This is a genomic window from Clostridium sp. ZS2-4 (assembly GCF_026719745.1).
Lineage (GTDB): Bacteria > Bacillota > Clostridia > Clostridiales > Clostridiaceae > Clostridium_H.
Genome location: NZ_JAPPRQ010000121.1, coordinates 1 through 19,081, shown reverse-complemented (window position 1 = coordinate 19,081; position 19,081 = coordinate 1). Strand labels below are relative to the sequence as shown.

At 30.6% G+C, this 19,081-nt stretch carries 14 protein-coding genes and 1 riboswitch; all 14 genes read left to right on the top strand.

All coding sequences use genetic code 11. The features are described from left to right. The first annotated feature begins 381 nt into the window (after nt 1-381). The 14 genes from OIO11_RS13320 to OIO11_RS13255 all read left to right on the top strand — a co-directional run bounded on the left by OIO11_RS13320 (nt 382) and on the right by OIO11_RS13255 (nt 18,956). Complete coding sequence (locus OIO11_RS13320; RefSeq protein ID WP_268071937.1) at nt 382-1,449, top strand: ATP-binding protein; 1,068 nt, start codon at nt 382-384, stop codon at nt 1,447-1,449. Then, entirely contained in the window at nt 1,442-3,676 is a 2,235-nt protein-coding gene (locus OIO11_RS13315) for a S8 family peptidase (protein WP_268071936.1), read from the top strand. Before OIO11_RS13320 ends, OIO11_RS13315 begins: the two co-directional genes overlap by 8 nt. A gap of 68 nt (nt 3,677-3,744) precedes the next feature. After that, a complete protein-coding gene (locus tag OIO11_RS13310) occupies nt 3,745-3,855 on the top strand; it encodes a diguanylate cyclase domain-containing protein (RefSeq protein ID WP_326497941.1) in 111 nt (36 codons plus the stop codon). A 717-nt stretch (nt 3,856-4,572) separates the two neighbouring features. Further along, on the top strand, nt 4,573-5,550 hold the full coding sequence (locus OIO11_RS13305; RefSeq protein ID WP_268071935.1) for an aromatic acid exporter family protein: 978 nt from the start codon (nt 4,573-4,575) through the stop codon (nt 5,548-5,550). Nucleotides 5,551-5,812: 262 nt separating this feature from the next. Further along, complete coding sequence (locus tag OIO11_RS13300) at nt 5,813-7,102, top strand: dicarboxylate/amino acid:cation symporter (RefSeq protein WP_268071934.1); 1,290 nt, start codon at nt 5,813-5,815, stop codon at nt 7,100-7,102. Nucleotides 7,103-7,268: 166 nt separating this feature from the next. Next, a riboswitch (purine riboswitch) is annotated at nt 7,269-7,370 on the top strand. A 206-nt stretch (nt 7,371-7,576) separates the two neighbouring features. After that, nucleotides 7,577-8,155, top strand: a complete 579-nt coding sequence (locus tag OIO11_RS13295; RefSeq protein WP_268071933.1) for a xanthine phosphoribosyltransferase — start codon at nt 7,577-7,579, stop codon at nt 8,153-8,155. A gap of 26 nt (nt 8,156-8,181) precedes the next feature. Then, entirely contained in the window at nt 8,182-9,285 is a 1,104-nt protein-coding gene (locus OIO11_RS13290; RefSeq protein WP_268071932.1) for a BMP family ABC transporter substrate-binding protein, read from the top strand. After that, nucleotides 9,272-10,804 carry an ABC transporter ATP-binding protein gene (locus tag OIO11_RS13285; protein ID WP_268071931.1) on the top strand — a complete coding sequence of 511 codons (1,533 nt, stop codon included), beginning with the start codon at nt 9,272-9,274 and terminating at the stop codon, nt 10,802-10,804. Before OIO11_RS13290 ends, OIO11_RS13285 begins: the two co-directional genes overlap by 14 nt. Next, nucleotides 10,797-11,873 (top strand): ABC transporter permease, encoded by a 1,077-nt coding sequence (locus OIO11_RS13280; protein ID WP_268071930.1) that lies wholly within the window; start codon nt 10,797-10,799, stop codon nt 11,871-11,873. The genes OIO11_RS13285 and OIO11_RS13280 overlap by 8 nt, the downstream gene beginning before the upstream one ends. After that, a complete protein-coding gene (locus OIO11_RS13275; RefSeq protein ID WP_268071929.1) occupies nt 11,874-12,809 on the top strand; it encodes an ABC transporter permease in 936 nt (311 codons plus the stop codon). Nucleotides 12,810-12,935: 126 nt separating this feature from the next. Continuing rightward, on the top strand, nt 12,936-13,364 hold the full coding sequence (locus OIO11_RS13270; protein ID WP_268071928.1) for a MaoC family dehydratase: 429 nt from the start codon (nt 12,936-12,938) through the stop codon (nt 13,362-13,364). 273 nt (nt 13,365-13,637) lie between these two features. Further along, nucleotides 13,638-15,359, top strand: coding sequence for a sigma 54-interacting transcriptional regulator (locus OIO11_RS13265; protein ID WP_268071927.1), 1,722 nt, complete (start codon nt 13,638-13,640; stop codon nt 15,357-15,359). Nucleotides 15,360-15,768: 409 nt separating this feature from the next. Continuing rightward, entirely contained in the window at nt 15,769-17,316 is a 1,548-nt protein-coding gene (locus OIO11_RS13260; RefSeq protein ID WP_268071926.1) for an acyl CoA:acetate/3-ketoacid CoA transferase, read from the top strand. Nucleotides 17,317-17,573: 257 nt separating this feature from the next. After that, nucleotides 17,574-18,956, top strand: a complete 1,383-nt coding sequence (locus OIO11_RS13255) for a GntP family permease (protein ID WP_268071925.1) — start codon at nt 17,574-17,576, stop codon at nt 18,954-18,956. Nucleotides 18,957-19,081 lie beyond the last annotated feature (125 nt).

The window sequence follows — 19,081 nt, the reverse complement described above, 5'->3', positions numbered from 1 at the left end:
GCCTTTCTTAATTTTTTTGTGGTAAGAAAATTATACTTCAAGGCTTGGTATTATCCACTATTTATTTTTTGGAAACTATAATATGGAAACTAATAAAGTTTTGTTTGTACGAAACTTAGGTAATTAATTTTATTAGATTGCTTTTGGGTTTAGGTATTTGGAAATGGATGCCTATTTTTTATGAATAAAATCAGAAGCAAATGGTCTACTTTAAATATAAAAGAAGAGTAGTAAAAAGATTTAGTTCCCAATATAGGAGAAAATATAAAGTATCATAAATTAAAAATGAAATATATTAATTTTAATAAAATTTGTCCCAATAATGTGTATATTTGTCCCGTTTTATGATATAATAATAAAAGAGATTGGAGGTGCGATATTATGAAAAAGCAAAACGTTTTAAACCTAATAAAATATCATGTTGAAAGAAACGAGAATGCTTTTAGAAGTGAATCCATAAATATAGCAAGATACTTTGATAGTATTGGTGACGATCAGTTGGCTGAATATATTATGAGTTTAATTTCAGAATCAAATTTGTATACACCGCAAAGTAGTGATTTTGAAAGTGAATTTTTAAAGCAATTAGATACTAGAGGAATGGGGCCATTAAATTTACCTATGGAGATATCTGATGATATAAAGGGTATTATTAATGCTGTAAATCACAATATAGGAATTAACAAGTTTCTATTTGAAGGGTTGCCTGGTAGTGGGAAAACAGAGGCCGCTAAGCATGTAGCACGATTACTGGATAGAACATTGTTTTATGTTGATTTTGATAACTTAATTGACAGTAAATTAGGTCAAACTAATAAAAATATTACAAGCGTATTTAATGAGATAAATAATATTCCAAATTCAAATAAAGTTGTTATTTTATTCGATGAGATAGATGTAATTGCCTTGGATAGGATTAATTCTAATGATGTACGTGAAATGGGCAGAGTTACTTCAACTATTTTGAGAGAACTCGATAGGTTGACTGATTTAAATAAAGAAATAGTAATTATTGCAACAACAAATTTATATTCAAATTTTGACAAAGCATTAACACGGCGTTTCGATGCAGTCATTAATTTTAATCGATATAGTAAGGAAGATTTGATTGAAGTTGCTGAGTATTACTTCTCATCTTTTATTAAAAATTTTAAAGGTATTTCAAAAGATACAAGGTTATTTAAAAAAATATTGAAAGCAACAGATAACCTTCCGTATCCTGGAGAACTAAAAAATATTATAAAAACATCTTTAGCATTCAGTGATGTGAATTATGAGCATGACTACTTAAGAAGACTTTATAATAATCTAATCGGTAATCTTGAACAAGCTGATATTAACCAACTTTATATAGATGGATTCACAGTGCGAGAAATAGAAAAACTTAAAGGGGAATCTAAAAGTAATGTATCAAGAAAGTTGAATAAGGAGGGAGATCAAGATGAATAATGTACTAGAACTGAAAGGCAAGCGGTTTGTTCAAGCTTCAAAAAGCGGCAATGGTGGTGGAGCTGCAATGAATAGTAAAAAAGTAGTGTCAAGTGAGCAATTTCTTAGACTGAAATCTAAACTAGGTCAAATTAAAGAGTTTTGGAAACTAGAAAAAAAACCTTTCCAAGGCATTTTAATTAGTGTTTATTACAATAAAATAGTTGCCAAAAGTAATCGGATATCTGGATTATTTAGAGGAAAAGACTCTAATCTTGCTATTGTTGGGGCTAAATTTAATGGCGAGAAGAGTAAGCATATAATTACTTATTTTCTAGATACTAAAGATTTAGATAAAAGTATGGATTTGCTTTCTAAAGTAAGTGATGTTTTATACTCTAAGTTTCGAGATGGTATAAATAAATCTATTTTTGATGACAATAAAATAATTGATAAAGTTCCATTTAAACAATTTTCAATAAGCAAATCTGTTTTTAAACAAGTGGTAGCGGATGTTTCATACATTGATGATTTTGAGGTGGAGATGGCAACGCCTCAACTCAATCAAAGTATTATTACACTATATAATACCGGTACAGATACAAAATTATTATTTAAAAATATAGGAATTGACATTTTAACAAGTAGAATACTAGATAACCAAACAGTATTTTTAGATGAAAATCAATTAAAGCTTTTATTTGAAAAAGCTCCGTACCTTGTTTCAATGGCAACTGTGGATTTATCAGAATTATCCCCTGAAGATTTTATTCAACAATATCAGCAGGGGATGTTGTATATCCCTTCTCCGAGTATAGAACCAACAATTGGAGTCATTGATACCTTGTTTGATAAACGTGTTTATTTTAGTGAATGGGTAGAATATTATGATATGGTTGACGATAATATCCCCAAAAGTACAAATGATTATAATCATGGTACGGCTGTGACTTCCATTATTGTAGACGGTGCTAGGCTAAATCCATGGCTAGATGATGGATGTGGTAGATTTAAAGTCCGCCACTTTGGTGTTGCAACTGGATCAAAATTCTCTTCTTTTACAATTACAAAGCAAATAAAAAATATTATTGCGAATAATAAAGATATAAAAGTATGGAATATCTCACTTGGAAGTAATCAAGAAGTTAATGATAATTTTATTTCTGCAGAAGCTGCGGTATTAGATCAAATTCAATATGAAAATGATGTTATTTTTGTTGTAGCAGGAACAAATAAACCTAGTGATAATGTAGTAAAAATTGGTTCACCTGCTGATTCAATAAACAGCATGGTAGTGAATGCGGTGACTAGAAAAGGTCTATCAACAAAATATGCAAGAAAAGGACTTGCATTATCATTTTTTGCAAAGCCTGATATTAGTTACTATGGTGGGAGTGAGGAACAATATATTCAAGTTTGTGAACCATTAGGTACAGCAAATGTTGCTGGTACTTCGTTTGCTTCTCCTTGGATTGCCAGAAAATTGTCATATTTAATTGATGTGCTAGGTTTGAGCAGAGAAGTTGCTAAAGCAATGATTATTGATGCTGCAAGAGATTGGAATGAAAAGCCAACTCCAGAGGAAGTTGCTCTTTATGGACATGGTGTTGTGCCTATCAAAATAGACGATATTGTTCAAACAAAAGAAGATGAGATTAAATTTTTAGTATCTGATGTAAGTGAAAAGTGGAACACTTATAATTATCATTTTCCTATTCCGATTAAAGATGATAAATACCCCTATATCGCAAGAGCGATCATGTGTTATTTCCCTATGTGTGATAGAACGCAAGGTGTTGATTACACTAATACTGAACTTAATCTCCATTTTGGTAGAATCGATAATCAGGGAAAGATAAAGGATATTAAAGGTGATAAGCAAAATCAAGAGGAAGTATTGGATACAGAAAAAAATTATCTCCTAGAAGGTGAAGCAAGAGACAGGTTTAGAAAATGGGACAACGTAAAATATGTTGCTGAAAGACCTAAAGCTAGGATGATGCCGAAAATATCATATAATAATAAAAATTGGGGAATGGAAATTAAAACAAACAATAGATTAGATCCAAAAGATGGAATGGGAATTCGTTTTGGTGTTATAGTTACATTGAAGGAAATTAATGGTATTAATAGAATTGATGAATTTATAAAAAATTGCACTTTAAATGGTTGGTTGGTTAACAGAATTGATGTTAAAAATAGGATTGATATTCATAAAAAAGTAAATGAAGATATTGAGTTTAAGTAAAATCCAGTTAATCTTTTTCGTTATTTTCTCAAAAATAGATTATTATTAGATATTGATTTTTTAAGAAAATAAATGATACTTATGGTCATGATGCAGGGAATATTATTTTAAAAAGGTTAGCACAGATTTTTATTGATGCATGTAGAACTTATGATGTGGTTTTGGATCTATGTCAATAGATTAGACACGAAAAGTTGAGCTTTTCATGAGATTTTTCTAGCTAAATCTTCACATTTTTGTGGAGATATGTACCCTATGCTACTATAGCAAGTGAGTTCAGCAAAGCATGTCCTCACAAAGGGGTCAGGCACTTGTAAAGGAATGTAAAACATTTTGTGGAAATTCAAGATATAAAGCATAGAAAATGAAGTAGAATAAGTTAATAAAAAATATAAAGATAAGGATACTATATAAACAAAACTTGCTGCTTTGTTATTAAGCTAGCATTACTTTTGCACCAAAGAAGTTACCATGGAAGTATTAAATTATTATTTGAATTTACACAAATAAAATAACACAACCGTAACACAACCGGTGTAATAAAGTGAATAGATTAAAATGGACTAGCTGTGACAGAAACGTTGATACATAAGGCTTTTAGGGATTATATAAAACTAATAGGACAAGTTTGCCACAAATCTGAAGGTCGGGGGTTCGAATCCCTTTGGGCGCACCATTTACAACGGTTGATATATAAGGCTTTACAGAGTTAAAAAAACTTTGTAAAGCCTTATTTTTATATAATGGGTTAACAACGCTAATAATATATGACTTTATTCTTTAAGTATGCTAAAATGATTTAAAAAACAAACTATATTCTATGCAAGAATTCTACTAATGAGCAAAATTAATTATATTATCTTTGGCGATTCAATTAAAGATAAAGAGGAGTATATATGAAATTTATTGGTTATAGAACATTAAAAACGGGGATTGGTGCTTCTGCGGCAATAATCATTGCAAAACAATTAGGGATAGAATATGCTATATCTGCTGGTATTATTACTATTTTAAGCATTCAAAACACAAAAAAGCAATCTGTTAAAATAGCTCTACATCGAATAGGTGCCTGTATTTTAGCTTTGTTTATTTCTTCTGTTCTTTTTAAAATGTTTGGTTATAATGAGATAATATTTGGTGTTTTTTTGTTGTTTTTTATCCCAGCAGCAGTAAAGTTTAATGTGGAAGAAGGGATTGTTGTAAGCTCAGTACTTGTAACTCATCTATTAATTGAAAAATCAGTTGATATATTTTGGGTTAGGAATGAGTTAGCACTTATGTTAATTGGGGTTGGTATTGCATTATTCTTAAATCTTTATATGCCAAGTATAGAAGAACATATTAAACAAGATCAAATATATATTGAAGAAAAGATGAGAGAGATTCTACTTCATATGTCAATAGCATTGAAGGAACATGAAGTTTCATTAAAAAAGGAAGACGATTTGTTTAATGATCTTGAAATTAAGTTGCACGAAGCTAGAAATCGTGCGTATATTAATTTAAATAATTATTTTCTAGTAGATGCTAGTTATTATGTGCAATATATGGAGATGAGAATTCAACAGTATGAAACTATAAAACGAATGAAACAACATTTTCAACGATTTTTTATGACTTATGATCAGACCATTATGATGGCAGAATTTACAGAGAAGGTTGCTTCTTTATTACATGAAGAAAACACAGCAGAGGAATTACTTAATGATTTACGTCTTCTAAGAAAAAACTTTAGAGAAATGCCTCTTCCATCAACACGAGAAGAATTTGAAAACAGAGCAATGCTTTTTCAATTTTTGAATGATATGGAACAGTTTTTAAAAGTTAAGAATGAATTTAAACAAATATTAATAAGAAAAGTAACTTCAGGCTAAATGCTTGGAGTTTTTATTTTGGAATTAAATTAAGATGAAATTATAGAAGGAGTACTTAGTGATTTGAAGGAATAATAAACATAGAATTGAAACTTTGAAGGAAAAAATGCAATAATATATAAAAAAGTTGTAAATGAAATTTTGAAATGAATAAATTCATTTTTGAAATTCATTTTATTGCAAAAACCATGAATAATTGATATAATATTTAAGGTAAATGAATAATAATGAAATAAAAAAATCTTAAGTAGGGAGAAAATGAATGAAACAGAGCAAAAAAATGTCATTAACTAAAAACATAATTTTATCATTAGGTTTAGGTATTATTTTTGGAATAATTGCCAATAGGTTTTTTTCAACATCTTTAAATGAAGGAATAATTAAATGGGCTTTAGGTCCATTAGGAAAAGTTTTTTTACGAGGCATAAAGATGCTGGTGGTTCCACTTGTTTTATGTTCATTAATATCTGGTACTGCTAGTATGGGAGATATAAAGAAATTAGGAAGAGTGGGAATAAGAACTATTATTTATTATACTGCGACAACAGCATTGGCAATAACTTTAGCTATTGTACTTGCAAGTGTTATAAAACCAGGAAGTGGTGGAAGCCAACTGCTATCAAATGTTAAAGAGTTTAAAGCTGCTGAGGCGCCATTTATTATGGACATCTTTGTAAATATGGTTCCGACGAATCCAATTGAATCACTGGTTAAAGGAGAAATGCTTCAAATAATTACTTTTTCTATTTTGTTTGGTGTGGCAGCAACTCTTGTTGGAAAATCAGCAGAACCTATGCTTAACGTAATAGAACAGATAAATGAGGTTTTATTAAAAATAATAGGAATAGTTATGTCATTTGCGCCTATTGGAGTTTTTGCACTTATAGCAAATGTTGTAATGGCTCAAGGAACAGATGTTTTAGTAAAACTTTTATATTACGGAATAACAATTATATTAGTATTATTTTTACAACTTGTATTAGTTTATGGATCAGCTTTAAAATTTATTGGACGAGTAAATCCTATTACATTCTTTAAAAAATTCTGGCCTGTAATGGTGGTTGCTTTTAGTACATCAAGCAGTAATGCTACTATACCTGTAAATCTTGAAACTTGTGAAGAAAAATTAGGGGTGCCAGGGTCTATTGCCAGCTTTACAATTCCTTTAGGCGCTACTATTAATATGGATGGTACTGCAATTATGCAGGGAGTTGCTACCGTATTTATTTCACAGGTATATGGACTGCCACTTACAATTAATGAATTAATGATGGTAGTATTAACTGCTACTTTAGCTTCAGTAGGTACAGCAGGAGTACCAGGTGTTGGATTGATAACACTTTCCATGGTATTACAGCAAGTAGGACTTCCGGTAGAAGGAATATCCTTGGTACTAGGAATAGATAGAATACTGGATATGATGAGAACAGCAGTAAATATAACAGGAGATGCGGCAGCTAGTGTTATTATGGCTAATATGGAAAATGAATTAGATTTGAATATATTTAATAGTAGTGAAAATGATAGTGTTTTAGAAATTGAAGAAGCTTAGTAATTATATATGTGAAAAAGTCTTTGAAAGTTTAAAAAACTTTTAAAGGCTTTTGTTTTGAGAAAATTTATGAACCTATTTGATTTTTAAATTAAGTATTGATTTTTAGAGTGATATGATTTAATATATAAATATACATTACCGAAACGAATGAAACTTATTAAAAAACAATAAATGTTCGTCTACTCGTATATGTTTAGTAATATGGACTAAACGTTTCTACCATGCAGCCTTAAACTGTTTGACTACGGGTGTTTATATTTAAAATTTTATACCTATAATTGATTGATTTATTATCTACATATTATGATGTTTTCATATATTCGTTACAGGACGTACATTTTATGTATTGTTATTGCAAAGCGAATTTGAAGGATATTTTTATAGGTATTTAAATAATATAAACTCCCTAGTTATTTCTAGGGAGTTTTCTTTTTTGTGTAATTAAATTTTAATAAAGGAAGGATATAGTATATGGAACTATTAAAAAATAGAATTTTAAAAGATGGACAAGTTTTTGGAAATGATGTTATAAAAGTGGATAGCTTCTTAAATCATCAGATAGATATACAATTATTTAATGAAATTGGTAAGGAATTCAAAGAAAGATTCAAGGAGAAAGAGATAACTAAGATATTAACAATAGAAGCTTCAGGAATAGGAATTGCTTGTATTGCTGCACAATATTTTAATGTTCCTGTAGTTTTTGCAAAAAAACAAGAGGGAAGTAATATGGATGCAGATACCTATAAATCGGAAGTTTTTTCGTTTACTAAAAATAAGTCATATAATGTGAGAGTAGCAAAAGATTTTATCTCTTCACAGGACAAAATCCTAATAATTGATGATTTCTTAGCAAATGGAAATGCAGTTTTGGGACTTATAGATATTATTAAACAAGGGAATGCAGAAGTAGCTGGTGCAGGCATAGTAATTGAAAAAGGCTTTCAAAATGGAAGACAGATTATTGAAGAAAAAAATGTACAAGTAGAATCTTTGGCTATTATTGAATCTATGGAAGAAAATAAAATTATTTTTAAAAAATATAATTAAAACACACGTTATTAAGGAGGATAATTATGAAAAAGATTTTTGCTTTGATGTTAGCTTTAGTTATGATTTTAGCAGTTGTGTTAACAGGATGTGGTTCAAAAGAAGAAGTAGCAAATGATACTGGCAAAAAAGAAGAGATAAAATTAGGATTTCTATATGTAGGGCCTGTAGGAGATGAAGGATGGACATATTCTCATGATCAAGGAAGAGAATATGTAGAAAAAGAATTAGGACTTCAAACATCAGTAATTAAAGAATCAGTAAAAGAAGATACTGCAGAGGTTCAAAAAGTAATAGAAGATATGATAGATCAAGGATGTAACGTGATAATAGGTACAAGCTTTGGGTTTATGGATGGTATGGCTAAGGCGGCAGGTGAACATCCAGATGTGAAATTCTTACATTGTTCAGGATATACTACTGCAGATAACATGTCAAATTATTTTGGAAGAATGTATCAAGCAAGATACCTATCAGGTATAGTTGCAGGAATGAAAACAAAGAGTAATGTAATTGGATATGTAGCGGCTTTTGAAATACCAGAAGTTGTAAGAGGAATCAATGCATTTACTTTAGGAGTACGTTCTGTAAATCCTGATGCTGTTGTAAAAGTTAAATGGACAAATACTTGGTATGATCCAGCAAAAGAAAAAGAAGCGGCAAAGGCTTTACTAGATGAAGGTTCAGATGTTATAACTCAACATCAAGATACTGCAGGACCACAGCAAGCAGCTGAAGAGAGAGGCGTATTCTCAATAGGATATAACACTAATATGGAAGCAAAAGCTCCAAAGGCATATATGACAGCTCCAGTATGGAACTGGGGACCATATTATGTTTCACAAGTTAAAGCTATAATGGATGGAACATGGAAGTCAGAAAGTCATTGGGGTGGAATGGAAGAAGGAATTATAGACCTTGCTCCACTTACAAAAAATGCCCCAGCAGGAGCAGAAGAAAAAGTTAAAAAGACTAAAGAAGATATAATATCTGGTGCAAATAAAGTATTTGTTGGACCTATAAAAGATAACAAGGGACAAGAAAAAGTTGCAAAAGATAAGATTATGTCAGATGAAGAATTATTAAAAATGAATTGGTTTGTAGAGGGAGTTCAAAATGGTGGAAAATAAAGTTCCATATATCCAAATGAAAAATATAACAAAACGATTTGGAAAAGTAATAGCAAATAATAATATTAATTTAGAAGTGCATGGGGGAGAGGTTCATGCTCTTCTAGGTGAGAATGGTGCTGGTAAGAGTACATTGATGAACATGCTGTCAGGGGTTTATACTCCTGATAGCGGTTCTATTTTAATTCATGGGGAAGATAAAAAATTTACATCTCCTAAAGATGCTATAAGTGCTGGTATTGGAATGATATATCAGCACTTTAAGTTAGTTGAGACGATGACTGCAGTTGAAAATATAATCTTAGGGCAAAAGGGTAAGGCATTTTTAAATAAAAGAAAGAGCATAAAAAGAATAAATGAAATTATAGATAAATTTGGTCTTGAAGTTAAATTAGAAAAAAATGTTTATGAAATGTCTGTAGGAGAAAAGCAGAATCTTGAAATATTAAAAGTTTTATATAGAGGGGCAGATATTCTTATATTGGATGAACCTACAGCTGTATTTACACCTCAGGAAAGTGAAAAATTATTTAAAATAGTTGAGCGAATGAAGGAAGAGGGCTGTGCGGTTATATTTATCACACATAAGATGGATGAAGTAATGAGTACTGCTGATAGAATAACAGTGCTTAGAAAAGGAGAAAGTATACAGACTTTAAATAAGGTTGATACAAATCCTAAAGAACTTACTGAGCTTATGGTAGGAAGACCGGTAGAACTGTCTATAAAAAAGGTTGAAAGAAAAACAGGAGAGAGAATTTTAGAAGTAAATAATTTAAGGGTAATAAATGAAGAAAAGAGTGATGTACTTAAAAGTATAAGCTTTTCTGTAAATTCTGGTGAAATTTTAGGAATAGCAGGAATAGCAGGTAGTGGACAAAAAGAGTTGTGTGAAGCAATAGCTGGACTTCAAAAGATTGAGAGTGGAGAAGTTACTTTTGAAGGAGAAAATCTAGTTGGTAAGACCAGTGGAGAAATTATAAGAAAAGGAATAAGCATGAGTTTTATACCAGAAGATAGATTGGGAATGGGTCTTGTGGGTTCTATGGATATGGTTGATAATTTACTTTTAAAAAATTATCAAAATAAAAAAGGAATATTCATAGATAGAAAACCAATTCAGGAAAAGGCCACTGAAATGGTCGAGAAACTGGAAATAAAAACACCAAGTATACATTATCCAATAAGATATCTATCTGGGGGAAATATTCAGAAGATACTTCTAGGAAGAGAACTGAGTCTATATCCTAAACTATTAATAATGGCTTATCCGGTAAGAGGATTGGATATTAATACATGCTATACAATATATGATTTAATAAATAAAGAAAAAGAAAAAGGAAATTCAGTAATTTATATTGGAGAAGATTTAGATGTTTTGATAGAGTTATGTGACAGAATAATGGTTATGTGTAATGGGGAAGTAACTGGAATTCTAGATTCTAAAGAAGCCACTAAGGAAAAAATAGGAATGTTAATGGTAGGAAATAGAGAAGAGGAGGGGATAGCTGATGTTTAGAATAGTAAAAAAGAGTGAAGTAACAAAATCACAAAGAATAAAAATTAGAACTACAGCTATAATTCTTGCTCTTTTAGTAGTAGCAATTTTTATATTTAGTATAGGCTTAAACCCTTTAAAAGTATATACGTCAATGGTTAAAGGAGCTTTTGGTTCTAACTATAAAATTAGGCAAACAATAATAAAAGCTATTCCTCTTTTAATAACATCATTAGGAATATCTGTTGCTTTCAAAATGCAATTTTGGAATATAGGAGGAGAAGGGCAGATAATGATGGGAGCCTTCTTGGCATCTTTTTTTGCTCTTAATTTTAAAACTTTACCTCAACCAATTTTGCTTATAATAATGGCAGTAGCAGGAATGATTGGTGGTGGAATTTGGGCTTTTATACCCGCATTTTTTAAGTCTAAATGGGGTACAAATGAGACTATTATAACTTTAATGATGAACTATATTGCATTAAAGTGGATAGCGTATCTGCAATATGATTTATGGAAAGACCCAAAAGCAATGGGATTTCCCAAAATACCTAATTTCTCTAAAAATGCTATACTTCCAAAAGTTTTTCAAATTCATATAGGCTGGATTATTGCAGTTGTTCTTGTTGTATTAATGTATATTTTTATGACTTATACGAAAAAAGGATACGAAATTAGTGTTTTAGGAGAAAGCGAAAGAACTGCACAATATGCTGGTATTAATATTAAAAATACAATAATGAGTGCTGTATTTCTAAGTGGAGGTCTATGTGGATTAGTTGGAATGATTCAAGCATCAGCTGTTAGCAATACTTTGTCCGTAGAGCTTTCTGGTGGAGTTGGATATACAGCTATAATTGTAACTTGGTTAGCATCTTTAAGTGCACCTTTAATTTTAATAGTTTCTATACTTTTTGCTGCACTTCTTCAAGGAGGAGCGTATATTCAGACAGCTTTTGGCATACCAGAGGCAGCTGCATTGGTTCTCCAAGGGATGATTTTATTTTTTGTACTGGGCAGCGAATTCTTTATAAAGTATAAAGTTTTTCTAAAAGAAAAAAATGAAAAGTTACCAAGGGAGGCTGAATAAATGAATCTGGTTATAGCATTTTTAAGTGCAGCAGTAGTTGCAGGTACGCCTCTGCTTTTAGCAACTTTAGGAGAAATAATAACAGAAAAATCTGGGAATTTAAATTTAGGTGTTGAGGGTATGATGCTCTTGGGCGCAGTTTTTGGATTTATGGTAGGATTAAAAACTTCTAATCCAATACTTGCTATTGCAGCAGCAGCTCTTGCAGGAGCTTTTGGAGCATTAATATATGGTTTTTTAACTATAAGCTTAAAGGCAAATCAGGTTGTAGCAGGATTGACTCTTACTATATTTGGAACGGGTGTATCCAGCTTGATGGGAAAAGGATTAATAGGTCAAACAACTCCTGATAACATAAAAAACTTTTTCAAGCCTTTTTCAGTACCGGTTTTAGGGAAAATTCCTTTTATAGGGTCTGTATTTTTCAGACAAGATTCTTTTGTATATATTGGATATATAATTGCAGTATTACTTGGCATATATTTATATAAAACTAGACAAGGTTTAAATCTAAGATCCGTTGGAGAAAATCCAGCTTGTGCAGATGCCGCAAGTATAAATGTAAGCTTATATAAGTATTTGAATGTATTATTGGGAGGAGCTTTATGTGGGCTAGGGGGAGCATATCTGTCTCTAGTGTATATTCCAGCGTGGCAGGAAAATGTAACAGCAGGAAGAGGATGGATAGCAGTTGCTCTTGTGATTTTTGCATCATGGAATCCGTATAAAGCTATAGCAGGCGCATATTTATTTGGCGGATTAGACATTATTGGATTTAGATTTGAAGTCCTTACAGCACATGTCTCTCAGTATTTAATAGATATGCTTCCTTATTTAGTAACAATAACTGTGCTAGTTATTGTATCAATGAATAAAAGTAAAAAGAATGCACCACCAGCTTCATTAGGAAATCCATATTTTAGAGAAGAACGATAAAAAAATTATACTAAAAATAGTTTGGATTTAAACGAAAAATGATTGGCATTAAATATGCTCACTAAAAATAAAGTAGATTATTTTTGCAATGGTAATCTAAGAATAAAATTAAAGGTGGGTGTATAAATGATAGGAAAGACAATTCAGCAAATAAATATGGGTGACAAGGCTTCATTCACTAAAACTATGTCAGAAACTGATGTATACTTATTTGCAGGAATTTCAGGAGATTTAAACCCAGCACATATTAACCAAGTTGATTCAGAAAAGACAATGTTTAAGGGAAGAATATGTCATGGAATGTTAGTTTCAAGCTTAATTTCCACTGTACTTGGAATGTATCTTCCAGGACCAGGAACAATTTATATGGGACAAAAATTGAAATTCTTAGCACCAGTAAGAATGGGAGATACAGTAACAGCAACAGTTGAGGTCATTAAAAAAAATGAAGAAAAAAATAGGTTAGTTCTTAAGACTACTGTAACTAACCAAGATGAAAAGGTTGTTATAGCTGGAGAAGCAGAAGTAATGCCTCCTAGACCTGTAAAAAAATAATAGTTATATAAAAGGATAAGCAGCTATATGAAAATAAAAATTAAGTTCTATTTTCATATAGCTTTTTTTATATAAAAAATAAAAAGCACTAAACCTTCAGAAAATATGTCAAAGGTTTAGTGCTTTTCGTTCATATTATAAAGAAAATAAGATACCTTTTCTTTCGACATTTAAGTTTAGTGATAATAAAATGAAGTATAGAATGACTGGCATGTAAAAAAATGGTAAAATATCAATATGAAGCAATATAATTTTAAAAAGGAGCATGATTGTATGAAAATAGATAATTTTAATGATTATACTTCAAAAAAAATAGATACTATTATTGAAAACATTCATGTTGGTATGATTGAGACAGATAAAGAAGGAATGATTATTAGCTATAATAAAAAAGCAGAAAGTATTTGGGGAATAAAATCACAAAAAGTATTAGGAAAATATGTTTTTGACATATTTCCTGAAGTGAACATTATGGAATATTTAAAAAAAGGAAAAAAGGTTGTGAAAGAACAAATTGAAATTAATAAAAAAACTGTAAGTGTTACTAAAATCTTTATGAAGCAGTATAAAGATATAACAGGATATATGATTTTAATGCGAGATGATACAAAATATAATAATTTAATAGAAGAACTAAAATATGAAAAAGATATCTCGGAAGTTTTAGAAACTGTATTAGAAATGACTTATGATGGAATTGTAGTTGTTGATAAAGATGGATATATAAAAATGATAAGTGAAGCATATGCTGAATTTTTAGGCATAGATAAGGAGAAAGCTGTAGGCAAACATGTTAAAGAGGTTATAGAAAATACCAGAATGCATATAGTTGCAAAGACTGGAATAAGAGAAACAGTGGACTTTCAGAAGGTTAGAGGAAGATACATAATAGCTAATAGACTTCCTATAATAAAAGAGGGGAAAATACAAGGAGCTGTTGGACAACTATTGTTTAGAAATTTAAAATCTTTTGATTCATTTTCTAAAAGAGTTGCTAGAATTGAGAAAAAGATTAAACAATATGATATAAGAGATTTACATCTTAATAATAATGCAGAATATAGCTTTGAAAATATAATAGGTAATAGTGAAGTTATGAAGAGAACAAAAATTCTTGCAAAAAAAGCTGCTCTTACAACATCTAATGTTTTACTTATAGGTGAAAGTGGAACAGGTAAAGAACTGTTTGCTCACGCTATACATAAGGATAGTGACCGCGCTCATGGCAATTTTATAAAGGTTAATTGTGCAGCAATTCCTCTTGAATTATTAGAATCTGAACTTTTTGGATATGAAAAGGGTACATTTACAGGAGCTAATAAAGAGGGAAAGATTGGTAAGTTTGAATTAGCTGATGGAGGAACTATTTTTTTGGATGAAATCGGAGACATGCCTTTAGCTATGCAGGTTAAAATTTTAAGAGTTATCCAAGAAAAAGAAGTAGAAAGAATAGGTGCATATTATTCAAAAAGTGTAGATATAAGAATAATTGCAGCTACCAATAGAGATTTAGATAAAATGGTTAGAGAAGGTGAATTTAGAAAAGATTTATACTATAGACTTAATGTTGTAGCTATTAAAATTCCATCACTTAGAGAAAGAAAAGATGATATGGAAATATTAATAAATTTTATGATTAGCAAAAAAAGTGAAAAACTAAATAAATGTATTAAAGGTATATCACTGGAAGCGGTAGAGTATTTGAAAAAATATTTTTGGGAGGGGAATATACGACAACTGGAAAATGTTATTGAAAGAGCTATGAATATTGTAAATCATGGGGAGGAAATTCTTCCAAAACACTTACCAGAAGAGATTACTGGAAGCAGTGTTATTAAAGAAATTTATAAATTAGATGATGTGATTAATAAAGCTGAAAAAGATGCTATATTAAATGCTTTAGTAGTTTGTAAAGGTAATAAAACTAAAACAGCTAAATTATTGCAAATAAGTCGTACTACTTTATATGAAAAAATGATTAAACATAATATTTGAGATTGATTCACAAAAAAGTAAAGGGATAAAATGAAAAAGTGTACTGGAGTATTTACAATTATATAGAAAAGCAAAATAAAAATGTAATGAAAACATTACATTTTTATTTATAAAAAGGTAAATGTGTAAGAAAATAAATACAAAAGATTGAATTAAATTACTTGTAATGAAAAAAAAGTGTGCCGCAAAAATTTAATATAAAAGCAAAAAAAAGTTATTGTATCACTAATTTAATTTAAAAAAACTTATGGAATATATTGGCATGATAGTTGCTGGTTATATTTGTGTGAATTTTTGGAGTTTTGTTTAAGATTCTACGGGAAAGCATAAAAAGTTACCCATGAGGATTTAGAAGAAAGGAGCTTAAAAGCTTCCAAATATATTTAATGAGATAGGGGAGGTTGTGTGTATGAAATCAAAAGTAGTAAGTTTGCATGAGGCCATATCTATGATTAAAGATGGAGATACAGTTGCAGTATCAGGTTTTATAGGAGCTGGTCATCCAGAAGAGATTATCTCAGGAATTGAAAAAACGTTTCTAGAAGAAAAGAAGCCCAATAATTTAACTTTAGTTTATGCAGCAGGTCAAGGAGATTCTAAAGAAAGAGGATTAAACCATTTAGGTCATGAAGGGCTTGTTAAGAGAACGATAGGTGGTCACTGGGCGCTTGCTCCAAAACTTCAGAAATTAGCACTTGATAATAAAATGGAAGCTTATAATCTTCCACAAGGAACAATATCTCAATTATTCAGAGATATTGCGGCAGGAAAAATAGGAACAATTACTCATGTCGGTTTAAAGACATTTGTCGACCCAAGGCTTGATGGCGGAAAGATAAACGATGTAACAAAAGAGGATATAGTTAAGCTTGTAAATATAGATGGTGAAGAAAGACTATTATATAAAGCATTTCCTATAAATGTTGCATTACTTCGTGGTACTTATGCTGATGAAAAGGGTAATGTAACTATGGAAAAAGAAGTTGCAAGCTTGGAAACACTTTCAATTGCTCAGGCAGCTAAAAATTCGGGTGGTATTGTTATTGTTCAAGTAGAAAAAGTAGTTCAAAATGGAGCTTTAGATCCAAAGCTTGTTAAAATACCAGGAATATATGTTGATGCTGTAGTGGTTGGAACTCCAGAAAAATCTATGCAAACTTTTGGAGAACAATATAATCCAGCATATTGCGGAGAAATAGTAGTTCCGTTAAGTGATATGTCAAAGGTAAAACTTGATGAAAGAAAGATAATAGCACGAAGAGCAGCCATGGAACTTCCGAAAGATGCAGTTGTAAATCTTGGTATAGGTGTTCCAGAAGTTGTTGCAATGGTAGCTAATGAAGAAGGAATAGGAGACACTATGACATTAACAGTAGAAGCTGGTCCAATAGGCGGAGTACCTGCTGGTGGATTAAGCTTTGGAGCTTCAACAAATGCAGAAGCTATAATAGACCAGCCATATCAATTTGATTTCTATGATGGTGGTGGATTAGATGTAGCTTTCTTGGGATTGGCACAATGTGATATAAAAGGAAATATAAATGTTAGTAAATTTGGTCCAAAGATAGCTGGATGTGGTGGATTTATAAACATAACTCAAAATGCTAAAAAAACAGTTTACTGCGGAACATTTACAGCAGGTGGATTAAAAGTAGCTGCTGAAGATGGAAAACTTGTTATTAACCAAGAAGGAAAGGTTAAAAAATTTGTTCCCAAAGTTGAACAAATTACATTTAGTGGTGAATATGCTAAAGAAATCGGACAACCAGTTTTATATATAACTGAAAGAGCAGTATTTGAATTGGAAGAAGAAGGACTAGTTCTTATTGAAATTGCACCTGGTGTTAACTTAGAAAAAGATGTGTTAGCACAAATGGATTTTAAGCCAATTGTTGCTAAAAATCTTAAATTAATGGATGAAAGAATTTTTAAAGATGAACTTATGGGATTTGAATAAGTCAATAACTGTAATATGCGTAATATAACAAACTTATAAATTAAAACTTTATCAAAGGCTCATCGGTGAATTTTGTGACTAAGTATGCTTATTTTAAACTATTACATTATAATTATATAGGTAATTAACATAATACAAGATGTAGAGTTATAAGTATTAATATACATGAAATTTATGTAAATAAAAATAGGCATACTTATTTCATATCTCTAAAATAAAATTAAGTAAGAACAAATAAAAATGGGGAGGAATAATTAATGGGTGTTATAGGTATTATTTTATCACTTGCACTATTAATGTATCTAGCATATAGAGGAATAACGGTATTAGTTCTTGCACCAATTTTAGCATTGTTTGCAACAATTATGAATGGTGGAACACCACTTATAGCAACGTATACAGAGGTGTTTATGCAATCTTTTGCTGGTTACTGCAAATCATATTTCCCAATATTTTTACTAGGTGCTATATTTGGTAAGATAATGGATGATTCAGGAGCAGCAAAGGCAATAGCTCATGCAATCGCAAAAAAATTAGGTAGAGATAAAGCTATATTGGCAGTAGTTTTATCATGCGCAATCTTAACTTATGGTGGAGTATCATTATTTGTTGTTGCGTTTGCTGTATTTCCAATAGCTGCTCAATTATACAAAGAAGCAGATATACCAAAGAGATTAATTCCAGGGTCAATTGCATTAGGTTCTTTTACATTCACAATGACAGCACTTCCAGGAACACCACAAATACAAAATGCTATTCCAATGCCTTTCTTTGGCACTAACGCTTATGCAGCACCATGGTTAGGTATAATTGGTGGTATATTAATGTGTGGCGGTGGTTTATTCTGGTTATCATATAGAGCTAAAAAAGCAAAAAATATAGGAGAAGGATATGGTGATCATCCAGATGAACATATAGTTGAATTTAATGAAACGAAATTACCATCATTTGGATTATCTATGTTGCCAATAATATTAGTTTTGGTTATTAATTTTATGTTATCCAAATTTGTTTTTGTAGAAGGTAAATATGATGGGGCATATTTGAGCCAAAAACCTTATTTAACTAAGTTGTCAAGTGTTTCAGGTATATGGAGTTTAATTATAGCTCTTGTAATTGCCATTATTATAACTATAGTTCTAAATTTAAATAGATTAAAGGATGCTAAGAAGAGTGTTAACCAAGGAGCTATAGGATCACTTCTTGCAATAGTAAATACATCTTCAGAGGTTGGATACGGAAATGTTATTAAATCTCTTGCTGGATTTGCTATAATACAAAGTGCAATACTTGGAGTTTCTTCCAATCCATTAATTTCAGAGGCGATATCAGTTAATGTGCTTGCAGGTGTAACTGGTTCAGCATCAGGTGGTATGAGCATAGCTCTTGGAGTATTAGGAAAGACATATTTAGAGACAGCCCAAGCACAAGGAATTAATCCTGAAGTACTTCACAGAATAGCAACTTTAGCTTGTGGTGGTTTTGATTCATTACCTCACAATGGTGCAGTTATAACATTACTTGGAATTTGTGGATTGACACATAAAGAATCATATGCTGATATTGGTATGTGTTCAGTAGTAATTCCACTATGTACACTTGTAGTTGTATTAATATTTGCATCATTTGGAATTGTATAATATAAGAAAAGTGCGAAGCACTTTTCAGTAGCCAGTGACCAGTAACCAGTAGCCAGAAAGAAAAAAGAATTAAAGAATTTAAATTGATAAAAATAGACATAAAAAAGAGCAAAAATATAGAAAAT